The sequence below is a fragment of the Pectobacterium sp. CHL-2024 genome (assembly GCF_044751765.1).
In the GTDB taxonomy this organism is placed as follows: domain Bacteria; phylum Pseudomonadota; class Gammaproteobacteria; order Enterobacterales; family Enterobacteriaceae; genus Pectobacterium; species Pectobacterium brasiliense.
The window spans coordinates 217205-232717 of the sequence record NZ_JBIXKO010000006.1; the positions used below are offsets into that span (position 1 = coordinate 217205).

Consider the following 15513-nt stretch of genomic DNA (forward strand, 5'->3'; position numbering starts at 1 on the left):
ACGCATTCTCCTAAGTTCTGTGAATTAAGGTTAAACCACTCATAGCGCCGGGGCGATGTACTGCACCGGCAGGTACAAATCAGAGAGATTAAGCAACGGCATTGGGTTCACCGTCAGGTTCGACATAATAGTGACCTCAAATTCCAACCTGGCCTGTAGCGTTGAAGGATTGTACGTCTGCACCCAGTGAGTAATCGTCGCACTCAGGGTCGCCACCATGTCATGCAGCGTCAGCGTGCTAGTGCCTTTTCCGTCGATATTGACTGACAGCGGCGGCATTATTGCCAGTGGCAATGGAACAGACATCGCGGAAAGTTCGGTTGAGAGGCTGTAAATCCAGGTGGTATTAATCTGGATCGTGCTGTCCCCGCTAACGTTGATATCAAATAGTGCGTTAAACAAAGCGGTCAGATGCAGTTCAAGCGTGCGCGGTATCGGGTTCCCGTCCGGCGAATTCAGCGTAGCAATATTCACGGGTCGGTCAGAACGTAGCGTCGGATGCAGCGGGTTACCGAACGAGACTTCCGGTGTGGTGAAGACAAACGGCTGACTGATGTCGCCGCAGATATCCTCATTACGCGTCAGGTATACTGTCGAGATAGCATCCTGCCGTTCCAGAATCTGCATACCCGGCAGCAACACCGTACGCGCAGCCACACTTTGCGCAACTTCTGCAGTCAACGGCTGCTGCTTGCCATCCAGATAGTACCAGGCGTAGAGGCCAACGCTGGGATCGCTCATAGCCTCAATAGGTACCGCCGTATAGCCCTGAATATTTACGACGGGATCTTTCGCCATCCCGGTTGGCGCACCGTCGGTAGAGTTCAGCGTGACAACCCATACCGCTTGCTCCACCTTATCAATCTTGACGTTGCCAGTTTCCTCAGCAATCCAGAAGTGCCAGGTTGCCCCGCTCAACTGTGGTGCAGTTGGGGGAGCAATGCGTATTCCACCGGATCCGGCCTGAGTAGCAATATCAGTGACTATCTTCAGATAAGCCCCTAATGCCAGAGAAGCATCGTTAATCGTGTTCTGCTCGGTGGTGCGGGCATCAATCAAAGGCACCGTCTGGCCAATTAGCTGCGTCAGTGTTTTCTGGCTGCTCATAAACTGCGCTAGCCCCTGGAAAGCATCCATATAATCAGCCAGCCGTAACATACTGTTATCCCGAAGGTTATAAGAGACTTCGTTATAGATACGATCCTGCTCGAAATGGAAGTCCGTACTGTAGGTGTAGCTGTAATTCCACTGAGTTAACTGGCTTAGTTCGCTGGCCTGCGCGTTGGTCGCAACACCGTTTTGCGTCATCATGCGCGGCGTAGCAGGGAAATCACGTAGCAGTAGCGGCACAGTGAACTGTCCCAGATTACCGCTCAGCATCGCGTTGTTATCGGTCCAGATAGGTGACAGCCAACTGGACGCCAGATACCCCTCAATGCCCGGTATCGCCGACACCTGATGCTCAATCGATGCCCCCGTCCACGACAGATCCAACGTCACGCTATCAACCACTTCACCCTTCACTTTGATGTTACCGGGAGACGACATCAGGAAAGTGATAGGCTGATTAGTGCCATCCACCAGCGGCATCTTGGGCGACGTTAACGTCACCAAACTCTGAATTTCTTCACTGTCACTGTTCCAGGTCAGGTTGCCGAACAGTTGCGGATTATCCTCACCGACAAGCTGTGGAATATCTGCGCTCACGGTGGCACCAAAGGAGATGGCGGCACGTACCGTATAGAGATTAGAAAGCTTCACAAGCAGGCTCTGATACAATTCTTTCTGAGCAGACGCCAGTCGGGTACTACTCTGCCCGACATACACGGGGCCCATCAGTTTTGATGCAGCCTCAGCCAGCGAGTCCTTCTGCTTAGCCAGTTCCGCCATAAAGCTTTCTACACCCGCGGGCTTATTGGTCGCTTTAGCATCAATAACCAGAATCGATGAGGTAAATTCTGGCGAGAACAGCGTATCGAAGAAGCTGAAGAAGCTGTTCAGCCAGCTATCCATATCTGTGCCGGACCAGGTATTGCTGGCTGGCGTGGTGGTGAAGCTGTTGGTCGTCGGATCGAAGTCCGTCAATTTACTATATGGCCAGACCTGCGCATCCCGCGTGACAAGCGTGTTGGATACAGGCTCTGGGGCAAACAACTCTGGCGCTCCCTTATCGTTCGCCTGCCAGGCAATACCGTTACCAGAACCATTCACCGCCATACGCATCGCCCACACCGACGACTGGCTGACGCCAGCAGAAGGAAGATAGCGATCGGTTCCTTGTGCAATCACCAGCGCAAATGCCCCTTTCTCAGAAAGCGTCGCGTCGATATCGTGAGCGAAGCTTTGCAGGATATTTTGATTGCTACCTACTGACGAACGCTCGGTTCCCGCTTCAGTTTTTGCCGAAATAACAGACGTCACAGCCAGCGTCTCGCTGACAGCAGCGAAATCCCCTTCAGCGATACCGCCAGTGCGCTTAATGGTGACGCTCAGCGTCAGCGGGAACACACTCGCTGGGTTCAACGCCTGCTTTGCAGCAGTCACGAAAAGCATAAAACTCAGCGGTGTAGGATCAGGTAAGCTGGTGTTCCCCTGCGCTCTGGCGGCAAGGAATGTCTGAATACTCACCAACCATCCCGTCAGCGTGCCCGCTGCGCCATACTGGTCGCCGAGACCAATCTGTTCTGGGCTGATCTGCAAGCTGTCTGCCACCAGCGTGGTTTCCATGAACAGTGCAATACCGTTAGGATCGTCAAGCTGATACAAAATCGCGTTCAACGTCTGTAAAGACGAATTGGCACGGGATTGCCAGGCGTTAGCAGAGTCTTCCTGACTGGGGTTAAACGCGCTGGGATCGAAGGCACTGGTCAGTTGAATCTGGAAATTCTGGCCGACAGGTGCGGTATCGGCCACCGACCAACTGGTGGAGATGGAAGGCCACTGGGCAAGGGTCATCAGGTTATCGGTATATCCCGTCAGCGCGGGTGCGTTGTTATTCGCTCCCGCTACACTGTGATTATCATCCAGCGTTGAAACCATGCGGTTACCGTAGAGATCGTTCCAGCCGTAGCCAACCTGCAAAATACGACCATTGCCACTGTATGGATTCCCCGGATTGATGCTGTCCCGCACAAATTGGGTATACGGAATCGACGTCGAGTATGTCAGGTCATCTTCACGGGTCATTTCACGTACAAAACGCACCTTACCATTACCACTGGAAGCATCATCAGACTGCTGTCCTAACGGCAGCCCCACGTTACTGGCACTGAAATCGACATTCCCCTCCACCTGATACGCCAGTAGCGTAAAGTTGTTCAATAAGAAATCCGCCGCAAACTGAGGATTGGCCGGATCGGCTGGAATATCCGGCAGCCCGGCACGCGTAGCCAGAATAGGCTGCACTCCCGGAACCTCTGTCGCTGACTGCGATAACGGACCGCTCATTAGCGCCAGCGTCTGACCGGCGCTAAGCAAGGATGTGGTCGTGGCGTTCTGTCCAGCCAGTACCGTTACGCTGGTGCCATACCACGACGCAATTGATACCAGCGTCGTGCCACCAGGAGAACTGCCCACCGTAAGCACCACCGCAGGAAGGCGAATAGCAGTACCGTTTGCCAAGCCGCTGTTCCACTGAGTATCGGTAATTAGCGGGTTTGCTAATTTAATCGCAGCAGCATCCATATTGAACCAGTTGGCGATCGCGCTCAGCTGTCCGCCCGGCGCGCTGCCGTCAACGGGCACACGGTACAGGCCGTTGTTCACCGCCAGTTTTGCACCCGCCGTTAGCACAATCTCTCCGCCGGCAGCCAGCGTCTTATCCACCAACGACACCAGATTACTGAAATAGCGCGATGCCACCGCTGTCAGACTGTCACCAGCCTGCACTAAATGGCTGACCTCTTGTGAACGCGCCTTAGCAACTAACGTTGAACTGGAGGTATCGATGGCATCACCAGTCACTACTGCATTCATATAAGACTGCAGGCGTGGCTGTGGTGCATACATCACGATCAGATTAACGGTCGCTTCACCTTTGTCGTTAAAGGCAGCATCCGGCAGTCCCGCGCCGCTGTCGGCGTCGAAATAGTAGAGGAAGAACCCGCCGGAACGCGTAATGCTTGCCTCCCAAAGCAGGCGAACCAGCTCCGTTGGTTTATTGAGGATGTTGCTATTGGTTTCATCCTCAGTCCCCAAACGTGCCGCAGCCAGAAACGCAGACGGTGGCAGCGTGACGGTAGAAAGGTTGGTTTGCGAAATCCCGAAGGTGACGCCGGCTCCCGTGTCCGCAGAGAAAGTGGCCCCGCTACTGCTGCTAGCCGCCTGATACCCCACAACCATCGAGGCATAGTCAGCGTCATTCTGTACGTACTGCACCATACGTTCGAGGATCAGGGCATCGCTAGCGCTGGCCCCCATCACTTCATATGTACATTGACTGGCGCTGCTCGCCGTCCCGGTTGCAGCGAGTTTCTTCACCGTAAATTCTACGGAAGAGGCCCAGGCGACACGTTCTACCGGTGTATCTTCCACCTGTCCGGTGGCGACATTCATGCGCACTGCTTCGAGGTCAAAGTTCGGGCTGTTGACGGCCTGGAGATTTCCCGGTTCGGAAGCGCTCAGGCTGGTCAGAGCCAGCATGGAATCCGGCAACGACCAAATCTGTGTCTGCTCACCGATGGCGCCAGACGGGAAAATAATTGGATTGATACTTTGCCAGCGGATACCGTTAGAGAGCGGGTAGCGTGCAGGTTCATCGTCGACGGTGACCCAAGCATCAACCGTATCCGGCCCGGCAGGAAGAATCGTCGTCGTGGCATAGCTGTTCAGCGCGGCAATGCGCTGATAGTTAATATCCCCTAGCGTCTGCTGCTCATCCGGTGGCGCAACGGTAAAGGTTAGCGCGGACGCACCGTTGGCAAAGGAGAGCCAATCAACAGCGCCGCCCTTGCTCAGGGTAATCGTCAACGGTGAATCAGGTAGCGTGCTCAGTGGCAACTGTTGGCCGGTAAGCGCAAACAGGCCGGCGTAATCTGGCAGGCTTAACGCCCCAGTCTGAGTATTCTTCGTTACCCACATGCCCAGTTTGTTCGGCGTGATCTTGCTGGTCGGCAGACGCAGGCCATGGAAGTAGTAGCGTGACGCCATGCCGCTCAGATGGTTGATCGCATTCACCCGCTGGGCCTCAGCCAGCAACGCGGAGACCTGGAATTGCGGCAATTCCACCACATCCAGCAGTAGCGGATTTTGGTTCTCGTCCTGTGCAACAAACAGATCGATAATATCGCCGTTCTGCGTAGTAATCGGGTTGTCGACATCCTCGCGATCCACCCCGGCCAGATCCTTAACCGTGATACCGTAAGCCGTCGAGATATTCTGCAATGTATCGCCCTGTTCAATGGTATAGCCGAACGGCGGCACAGTCAGCGTGGCATTGGACTGGAAGAGGCTGGTAAGCGTCAGAATATCGCTGCTGGCAAACAGCTGTGCCAGAGAGATCCCTGCACCAATACGCGCGGCAAGCGACGTCAGGGTTTCCGATCCGGAAATAATATAAGGTGTGCCAGAGTAGGTCACCGTTGCACCAGAGAGCAGGATACCGGCAATATCGGCGTTGTTCGTCGCCAGCGCCGCCGCATCGAAGGCGCCGCCGTACTGACTCTGCGCGGCCACCGACGTAAAACTATCCGTCGCAGACAGCACGTAGCTGACCAGCGGTAGCTGCAGCGTTTTACCCGCAGTGAGCGGATGTGACTCGTTGCCTTTAAACAAATCGTAGAGGGAGAACAGTGTGTCATCCACGGTAGACAGTTGTCCCGTGGTGTTAACCCAACTAACAATGCTGTTGCCGCAATCGCCCGCCTCCAGAGGATAATTAAAGTCGCGCAAGCCATCGCGCATCGCCTGTAACATCTGGCGCATTATCAGTACAAAGTAGTCACTGAAGATAAAGGAAGCGACAGACAGCTCGCTGTTACGGTAAGCCGTGAATGCCTTCAGACCCGCACCATTGCTCTCCTGTTCTACCTGTACCGCCAGTTGGTTAAAGTATTCGCGCAGGAAGGTAACAAAATCATCACTAACGCTGTTGTAGTCAGCAAAGGTGTAGTCAATATCCGACTGACCACCCCAGCCCGGCATCGCGATGTTTAAATTCACCGCCATCGGGAAATAGGCCGCTTCGGCGGTGCCAGCATCGGTAGGTAGGCTGACAGTCAGGCGGAACTGATTATTCATAAACTGTTCGATGTCAGCCACGCTGAGCGGCATCGGTACATTTTCTGCGTCGTTCAGGTAGTTGATCAGCGCTACCAACGCCTCGTCGGTCACGATCGCTGCATCGACCTGTTCTGGCGTCATTGCTGCAGGCTGGATAGCCGCTACGGCCCAACGGGCCACCATCTTGGCTATTTTTTCAAACGACGTGTCCTGTGCATTACCCACCGCGCGCAGCAGATTGGTACTGTTATCACCGGTTGCCGAGCCGGGGGCATCAATAAACAGGCTGGCAACATAACAAGGGAACTGCTTGCTGATATCGACAGTAGGGCCAGCGAACGCATTATCTCCGGCGATGCCCGGGGCAAAGCCAAGATAGCCGATGAGGCTGTTATCGCCGCTCGTGCGCGTCAGCAGATTGCTCCACTGCGGCGTAATATTTTGTGCCGCCGCCGTAAAAGCTCGCAGCCGGGAATGGTTGGCTTTCATCGACAGTAAACGGCCGCCATCAGATTTCGCGGCCACCCGCCATGGTGCATCCTCGGGCCGTTGCAAATACCCCAGAGTGAACGATTCCTGAATGTGAGTAGAGAAACTGAAGCTAAGCGAAATCTTGAACAGTCCCAGATTGATCTCTGCTTTGGCGCTCACGCTTACCTCAACGGAGACGCTGACGGGAATGGGCGAGTAAGATGCCAGCGTGATCTGCGCATAGAGCTTCAGGTTGATATCAACCGACGCTTTAATAATCACAAAATCTACAGAGCCATAGAGGTGGCCGATGATGCCGAAAGTACCCCGTAGCTGAAAATAGTACTGCCCCTGCATGGTCATCGCATTACTGCTGCCGGTGTTGCTGACGTCGTAAGGGTTCCACTTGGCGAGGATCCCTTCAATAATGCCGAAAATGGTCAGGCTAAATCCGGCCTTCAGTATCCCGACGTCCAGCGACTTACCCAGGCCAATTTGTGCGCCGAAGCCAAACACCAGATTAGGATTAAAGAAACCGTTAGTTGCCAGCGGCAGTTGAGTCACCACCACGGCGGGCAGCTTGCCAAAATAGAAGCCGCCGGACCCTAGCGCGGGGATGCCTGGGGGGATAATGGCTTCCACCGAGAAAGAGCGAGAGAAATTCTGGTTCCATGGGAAACCGATATCAAATTTAAAGTCCCCGTTGGTATACACCTCAACGCCGAAGGTGGGTAGCGTGATGGTGACCGCCCCGACATCAATACGACGCATCAGCGTTGGCAGCGTGATTTCTGCCTGAAAGACACCTAGCCCATCGCTGATCTTGCGATAGATAATCTGGAAATCGAGGCCCGCAAATACCTTCGCCGCTTCGCCTTCTAGCGCAATACGCAACGCATAAAGCGTGGGATCGGTAAACACAACCTGCAGGGTAAAGACGTAGCCATTGCCATCATCATCCCCCTCATTTTTCTTGTCCTCGATCTTCAGTACGCCAAAATCGGTGGCGAACAGCCAGTTGTTGCCCGCATCAAAACCAATCTGCGGCACGCATTTACTGTCCGGTACTGGCAAAGCAGCCAGCAAGTCGATAGCCTCCTGCACGGAGGTGATACTTTGTAGCCCCGCAACCTGAACATGCTGCCCTGCTGCCAGCAAGCGCAGATCGAGATACTTATTACCGCTGCCGGGGGGCGCTGGCGTTGACGAAGGATCTGCCGCATTCCACGTCAACCCGCCATCGTCGGTTAACGCTCTGCTATCGTTGCCGATTTCCCACAGGAAATCGCCCTCCAGCGTGACGTGTACGCCCTTATTTTCCCCTTTTGGCTGATACTCCAGCGAAAAGCCGGTGATTTTGGCGAAGAGCAAATCTAGCGGGCCGATATCGACGCGGAATTTCACCGAGTTATCGTTGAAGTTCCAGATCAGCGAGAAATTGGCCAGCGTGATACTGTTCATCACATTCCACGGCGCGGCCAGACCAAAGGTAGAACCCGTCATCCAGGAGATAAATGTCTCTACCATCGATCCCAGCGAGGTGGAGTCGGTAAATTTCAGCGTGGCAATATTGGTCTTGTTGTCAACTTGAGCCGACAGCGGCCCCCAGAAAAAGCCGTAGGAGTTATAGCCCTTATCGTAGTTATAGAATACGGTGAGATCGATGTTGTTCCAGAGAATTTGGGCAGAGACGTTGCCATAGCTGGTGTCCTCATTCTCTGCCGCCGCCAGCAACAGTGGCTTGGGCTGCATCGGCACCACGACGCCGCTGTTGCTCAGCACGGGTACCAGTGCTTTCCCCACCAGCGCCGCATGTGCCTGCGCTTTTTCTTCTGCCGATCCCGTACCAAATTTACCCGTGATAATCGACTGAAAATCTTTGCCAAGTGGCGTATTCCATACGGTGATCGTTCCCCCAACCATATAGGATGTCGCCTTATCTGCATCCCCCTCACCGGCCGATTCTTTTGCCGATTCCACCTTAAAGATCAGCTCGGAAATATCCAGATTGGGCATACCGTCAACCCACCAGCCACTACCAAGGTAGGTCTGAATAATCTGTTTCACCTTAATCGCACTGTCACCCTGCTGGCCCGCAAATGACCAGGCACCGTCTCCGGCATAAATCGCCGTGACGCTCATATCCACAGCAATATCCGGCTGTTCAGAGAACAGCACGGTGGCAGCCGACAAGGTACCGGTCACTTCAGATCCCGTGCCTTCAATATTGATAAACAGATCGGTCAAACTAAACGTTGCCACTCCCAGCGACAGATCCCAGCTGTTCAGCTTAATGCCCGCGCTGATGTTATAAACGGACTCAGAACCTTTTTCACTCGGTACCACCGTCATCTCGAAGTTACCGAGATCGGCATTCAAATTGATCCCGTACTCAGGAGGAAGGAAGAAGAAGATAAGATCGCCAAGCGGAATCGGCTCGCTGTCCTCCGTCAAGCTAGCGGAAGCTGTCAGATTCGGGTAACTCACCGCCACATCAATACTGCCTGGCCCAATCGCGACCTGACTGCTGGCTTGCCAACTGCAACTACGGGAGCCGGTGGGTTCAGCGATCCCCATCGTAAATTGCAGATCTTTCAGGGTGAGCTTTGGAAACAATTCCCACGGCTGGTTGTTTACCAGCAAGAGTTCGAACGAGTCGATAGCAGACGTCGCGTAATCGTAACCAAACTTCAACCGCTGTAGTTCAATATTACCCGCACCGTTGATCGCCGCTGGCAGGGTATTCATAAAGTTGATACCGCCAAGCAGCGCAAACAGATCGTTAAGTGAAGGCGACTTGATAGAGAGATCGCCGTCGATAACGATCTTCCCTTCCGCTGAAGACGGAAAATCCATATTGAAATCGATGGGGTTACCACCCACTTTTACTTTACAGACCACGGCACCGGTAAGCCGCTCATCATTACCGGGGATGGTCGCATTAACGGTGACGCTATCGAGGGTAAACCACGCCACCGCGTTTAAATTCACATCGCCAAGTACCAGCGTAAAGGCGGTATCAATCGATTCGCCATCGGCGTTCATGGTGAATTCAATGTCAGTTTTCAGCGACATCCCAAGAAAATTGAGCGTCTGCCCGGTAACGGTAATCTTATCCCCGCCTTCTGGATAGTCGATCACAACCGACTGCTGCGCTGAACCAATAGTGAAGCTATTGCCACCAATAATGGTGGTGATAAATTTATTAAAAGAGCCCGAAGAAAATACGCTGGGGAACAGCGATAAAGCGCCTTTGGACGTCGCGTTTTGCAACTGCTGGTCGAGCTGATCGAGCGGTGTTTCATCGTCACCCTCGGCAGCAAACGCCCGCAGGCACAGCGCACTGCTGGATTGCGCTTGGGTCGGATTAACGCGCATCATCAGAAACATCAGCGCCTGCAAAAGCTTATCGTTAGCGCTGTCGCTAAACCAACGTTTCAGCCCTTCAAAGTAGAGCCGCCAGTCGCCGTCTTTCTTCGCATAGTCCCGAGCCTGCTCCACCAGCAATGCCGCCAGCCTTTCTGGTGGCATCTTCGTCTCAGCGCTATAACCGTTTTTAAACTCGTAGATACCAATCTGAATCAGGTCATAGGTGGCACGGAAAAGCTTATCGCTCAGTATGCTGGGCGTACTGGGCTGCTGCACGGCATTAACAGAGGAGGTGGCGTCGAGAAGTGGACTGCCGAAACTGCTGGGGTAGGGATTGATGCCCACCTTGGTCAACTTGAAGAAAGGCTTGCCGAGATTGAGCGCCAGATTAGCGGTCCCCTGTCCTTCAAATACGGAAGGCAGGGCAGCGATTTCATAGAAGTAATTAAACAGATCCTGCGGCAACCCAGGCAGGTTGATCACAATCACGCCGTGATTGGCGAGCTGTCCCACCAGCGAGTTAAGATCGCCAGCGGAAATATCAGGCTCGATATAGATATTCCCCGGCTTAGGTGACTGCGAGTTGGTATCAGGCTGATACAACCCTTTGTTGATGCACCAACGCTGGGTGTAGTAAACAATCTTCTCATCCTGATCCATATCGGCAGGATTGCCAGCTATCGGCTTGGCCGCGTTAATGGGAATAAAATCTTTTAGTGCATCGAAGGTCGTGGACTGCAATTGATTCAACAGAATAATCACGACCGGTTGGTTAAATGGCTTACCGGTTTTTTGCGCCAGCGCACAGGCTGTAGCCAGCTCAAACGGTATTTCTGACGCACCACCGAGGACCGGTTTGCGTCCCCAGGCAGAGTCATATAAGCCGTAAACAGGTAAGGTTTGCACCTTCTGTGCAATCACCAGATCAACTACCGCTTTCGCTCGGTTAATCACATCCTTATTGATATTGGGTATCTGTAGCAGCTGTGCCCAGTCGGGTTCCTGCGGTGTCGGCATGGCAAAAGCACGATAGGAAAATGCCCCCTGCTGCAAGCTCTGTTGTTTCGCCAGATCGATATAGCTATCGGCATCTTTTGGCAAAATCAAACTGAGGGGCTTATCCGATTCATTGACGATTTCCCACATGTAGGGCTGAAGTTGCAGGTAAAAATCCACCTGCAGCGCATTTGCCAGATTCTGTTTGGTAATGCTAGTGACTTCTGCCCCGCCGTTAATACACAGTGGCACCTGCCCGCTCAATCCAGTAACCGAACGACTCTCCCCGTCTCCGGACTGTTTTTCCTGATAAGGAAAGAAGGTAATCGTCACGCCGTTTAGCGTGTACGGCTGTGGATTCTTTGGATTCAGTCCAGGCAGCAGTACCGCCAGTTTATCGATGACCTCACTGCCGTTCGTCGCGTCATAAATCAGTTCAACGGGATTGGTAAAGCCGAGAGCAATCATGCGCTTGAGTAAATTCACCGTATTCGCCTGATTGCCAAAACCGGAAGAGCGATAGACAAAATAGCGCAGGGACTGGGTCGCCAGATACGTTTGCAGACGGGTGAGCCCCTGTGCGGTGATAATACCGTTGGTGGACTGAGCCGATACGGAGAAAGCATTGATCAAAGCAGCAAGGTTCTGTGCGCCACCGCCCGTCAGTGCGGCGTTAATCGGATGCAAAGGCAGGATCTGTTCACTCATTACCGGCACTCCCCTTCGTCAGTGAAGCAAGGCGCGCGCTGTCGTCGCCCTTGGTTTTCGGCTCATTGTTATAAACGGCATACCAGGCAAGGCCGGTTTTGGGCGCTGCGCCGCCGGTGGTACTGTCGGCGTCGCCGAACAGATAAAATGCGGTGCTACCGTTAGGTGGTATCTTCAACACACCAAGGAATTTGATAGCAATTTCATTGAGGACCAGCATGAACTGTTTGCCTGTGCCACCGGTGCTGTTCTGCGATGTCGTCGTCACTGCGCGGCCCGTTCGGTTCCCGTCATCATCGGCACGCCAGGTTAGCGGTTTCAGCGACGTGGGATGCAATAACGCTCCCGGTTTGTCGGTATACAGCAGTTGGATGGTGCCGTAAGACAGTGCAATCACGCTTTGCAGACTGATCAACGGTGCCCCATTGTTGGTGCCCGGCATTTTCAGTCCGGTGGTGGTCTGGTATCCATCTCCCTCACTGTCCGGCGACCACGCCAGCAGCAGATAGGCATTCAGCCCGGCTTTGCCCGCCAAATCACCGGCCGTCCCGAGGTTCAGTCTGAACTGTAGCCCGTTCCACTCCCCGCTAACGCCGCCCATGCGAATGTTGGTCACGACGTCCAAATAGCCGAGCGACGCAGGCGTCACCTCATCATCGCTGGCGCTAACCAGCCCCATCAGTTCCATAGAGAGTGAGTTATACAAGCTACCTGCGCGCGCAACGCTGGCCGCCATATTGAAGGCGATCTGGCTGCTGTCGAACGTTATCTTCCGGGTATTCAGGGGGGCGGGCGTGTCAAACGACATATTGAGGCCCAGATTGCTGTAGCTCAGGCCGGTGCGTGGTGTATAGAGGTTATCCTCTGGTCCGAAGGAGTAAAAATCAATCGCCGTACTCGTCTCTTCATCTAAGCAGGTGCAATCAGTGTCGCCATCATCCTCATCGTCCCCCTCATCTCCATCATCATCGTCTACGGCAATCAGCTTCAGGAAGCTCATATAGCCAGTCAGATCAAAGCGGATTTGAGTCTGAGCACTGTCGGAGCTTACGGTATTCATTGAAGCGGACAACGTCTCCACCGCGCAGAGCACATTATTGTTAAACAGGAAGCTGTAGTCGGAGAGCGTCTTCATGCCATAGGTAGGCCTGCCATTATTACTTTGGAAGGTACCCGACATAATGATGGAGTTGTACTGATTGCCCCCCTCCCCCATGTCTGTTACCGCACTGCCGAACACCTTGTTCAGCGTCAGTTGGGTATAACTAGAGAACTGTTTCACCGCCGTGTTTTCAAACAGTACCTTCAGCGTCAGGGTAATAAAGTCATAATCTTCCCCGTAAGCCGGGGTGACCGGGTTGCCTTCGCTACTGGTGTCATAGCTGTTGTCGACATAGTAGATCAGGCCGTACACCGAGCTCTGCTTATCAATCTGAATCCCCGTTCCTTGCGGATCGCTTTTAATCTGGCTGATCTGCACGGCCAAATGATGGGCGTAAAATCTATCAGGGTTACGGATACCGGCAGTAATCCCCGCCAGATCGTTCGGTACGGTGGCAATTTTGGCGCGTAATACCAGAATACCGGTCCAGTTGGGATCGGCAGCAATTCGACGGAAGTCCCCGAAGAATTCGTCATCTTCCTCCGCAAAAGCAGCGGTAAAATAATCCTGTAGCCACTGCGACAGATTGACCATCTGCTGCGCGTCCGGTGTATCGCCAGATTGCATGGTCGGCGCGGAAAACGTGTCTGCCTGAGTCCATTTCGACGGGCTGGCAACCAGATTATCGTCAACGTCTCCCTCGGGATCCCACAACGGACCGGCAATATTTTTTACGATCATCACATTGGTGTAATCGCCATAGTCGAGAGACGTTCCAACGTCGGCTTCAATCACCCAGCCGCCGATATTCAGTTGATTGCTGAACGTTCCGCCGCTGCGTACAAAATGCTGTGCGTTGGCTGCCACCAGAAATAATTGATTAGTCTGAAACGCCTGCTGTAATTCAGCACTGGGCTGATTAAACGCCAGCTCTCCCAGGTCGGGTGTCACCACCTGCCCCAGCAAAATCTTTTCCCATTCGCCGCCGGTGGATGAACTGTCCACGCTGGCAAGCACGCCCGACGGGGTCGTGAAATTTACTGTTCCTCCTGCCGCCTGCACTGCCAGACGTGACGGAAGACGGGCAGCGTGCTGTCGTGCAGACAGCGTCTGGAGCATATTTTTATTGCCTATAGCCTTACGGCGCGTCGGGCCCACGATCAGTGTTTCAAACTGACGGCTCTGCTGCTGGCTAAACAGGTTAACCCCGTCACCGGGCTGAAAACCGCCATAGGGTACCAGCGGGAAAGGTGCCGTTCCGCTATCCGGCAGTACATAGCCAGGATCGACATGCCCCAGCATTGACGGGTTTTTCTGCCAAACGTAATCGTCATAGCCAAACAGCGCCGCACCATCGGGCTGTGCCGCATAGGTATTCTGCTTGCCGGCAGGAGGCAGTACCGTCGCCCAGGAAGTGACATAGCTTTGATTAAGCAAGATATTGTTATCGGTTGGTGCCCCAGTTGGTGAGGCAGCAGGCGGAGGAAACGCCACCGCATAAGCCCCCATTTGGGAGATAAAGCGCAAGCAAGAGGCGCTTTCCACCGAGTCCCCGGGAATCACGGAGATAAACTCGCTGCCGGAAAGTCCGCACAGTATTTCAGCGGTAACGCCGTTCGGACCAGGTGGTGCACTAATCAAAAAATCACCAAAAGGCGCGGCATGAAAGTCTGTCACGCTGTCAGAAATACGGTGGCCGATGGCAAACACCAGCCCGGCGTTTTGGTAACTGTCTTCCTGCGTGGCGATAACCGGTGTCAGCGTCACAGCGTCGCCCGTGACCGTCACATAGAATGAATTTAGCTGGGTAGTGCGACCATCCTGATTCGTGCCGCCAAACAGCAACGCCGAACGATTGTTGTTTTGATTATTCAGGGTATTGATGGCGTTCAGTGGGTTAGCGGGGTCGATGTTGGCCTGAAAATTCAGCATATCAGTGGCACCGTCCGACTCCGAGGCCAGCGGCAACCATTCAGAAATCAGACCATCAAACGCCACACCATTGGTAAAGAGAAAATGGAACCCCCAATGCCAGCTGTTGTATAACGACGAACGCCGGATAGCGGTATCAAAAGCGATACAGCCGCGATTAGCGCCCGTAAACGGCAGCGTAGCCAACGATGCTGCTGTCATTTGTGATGGTGGTGGTGCCGAGGCGCCAGTAAAAGTCACGCTACCCTGACTCAGCGTCAACATATTGTTGCCGAGGCTAATCTTCATCCCGTTCTGGATCGAAAGCGCCATACTCGGCAGGATATTGGCGTTAGCCAGGCCGGATACCACCGATGAACCATCGCCCGCCAACCCCAGCCAGATTGGGGCATTAGACTGTGCCAACGCGACCGGATCGGGGGTAGATAACCAGAGAATGCCGCGCGAAGCAGCCTGACGTGCGGCGACATTCTGTACCGCGGTCACAAAGGCAAGCTGTACATCAGCATCGTCGTTAAAATTCAATGCCTGCGGACAGAAGACAAAAATACCCGCCAGACTGGTATTGGTGAGAGCATCGGAGAGTTCAATATCTTTCCCTGCCGCAGGCGCATTTACGCCCAGAACGAAGGCTAGCGCCCCCGTATTATTGCCATCATTATTGGCAAGATAGAGTGCGGAACTGGCTGCCTGTGCAAAAAAAGCCATTGAACATC

The 15513-nt window shown here is 53.7% G+C and carries 2 protein-coding genes; both read right to left on the bottom strand.

All coding sequences use genetic code 11. The annotated features are described in order from the left end of the window. Nucleotides 1-39: 39 nt before the first annotated feature. On the bottom strand, nucleotides 40-11763 hold the full coding sequence (locus ACIPUG_RS12000; protein ID WP_400338527.1) for a LysM peptidoglycan-binding domain-containing protein: 11724 nt from the start codon (nucleotides 11761-11763) through the stop codon (nucleotides 40-42). Further along, nucleotides 11756-15505 carry a hypothetical protein gene (locus ACIPUG_RS12005; protein WP_400338529.1) on the bottom strand — a complete coding sequence of 1250 codons (3750 nt, stop codon included), beginning with the start codon at nucleotides 15503-15505 and terminating at the stop codon, nucleotides 11756-11758. Before ACIPUG_RS12005 ends, ACIPUG_RS12000 begins: the two co-directional genes overlap by 8 nt. Nucleotides 15506-15513: the final 8 nt, after the last annotated feature.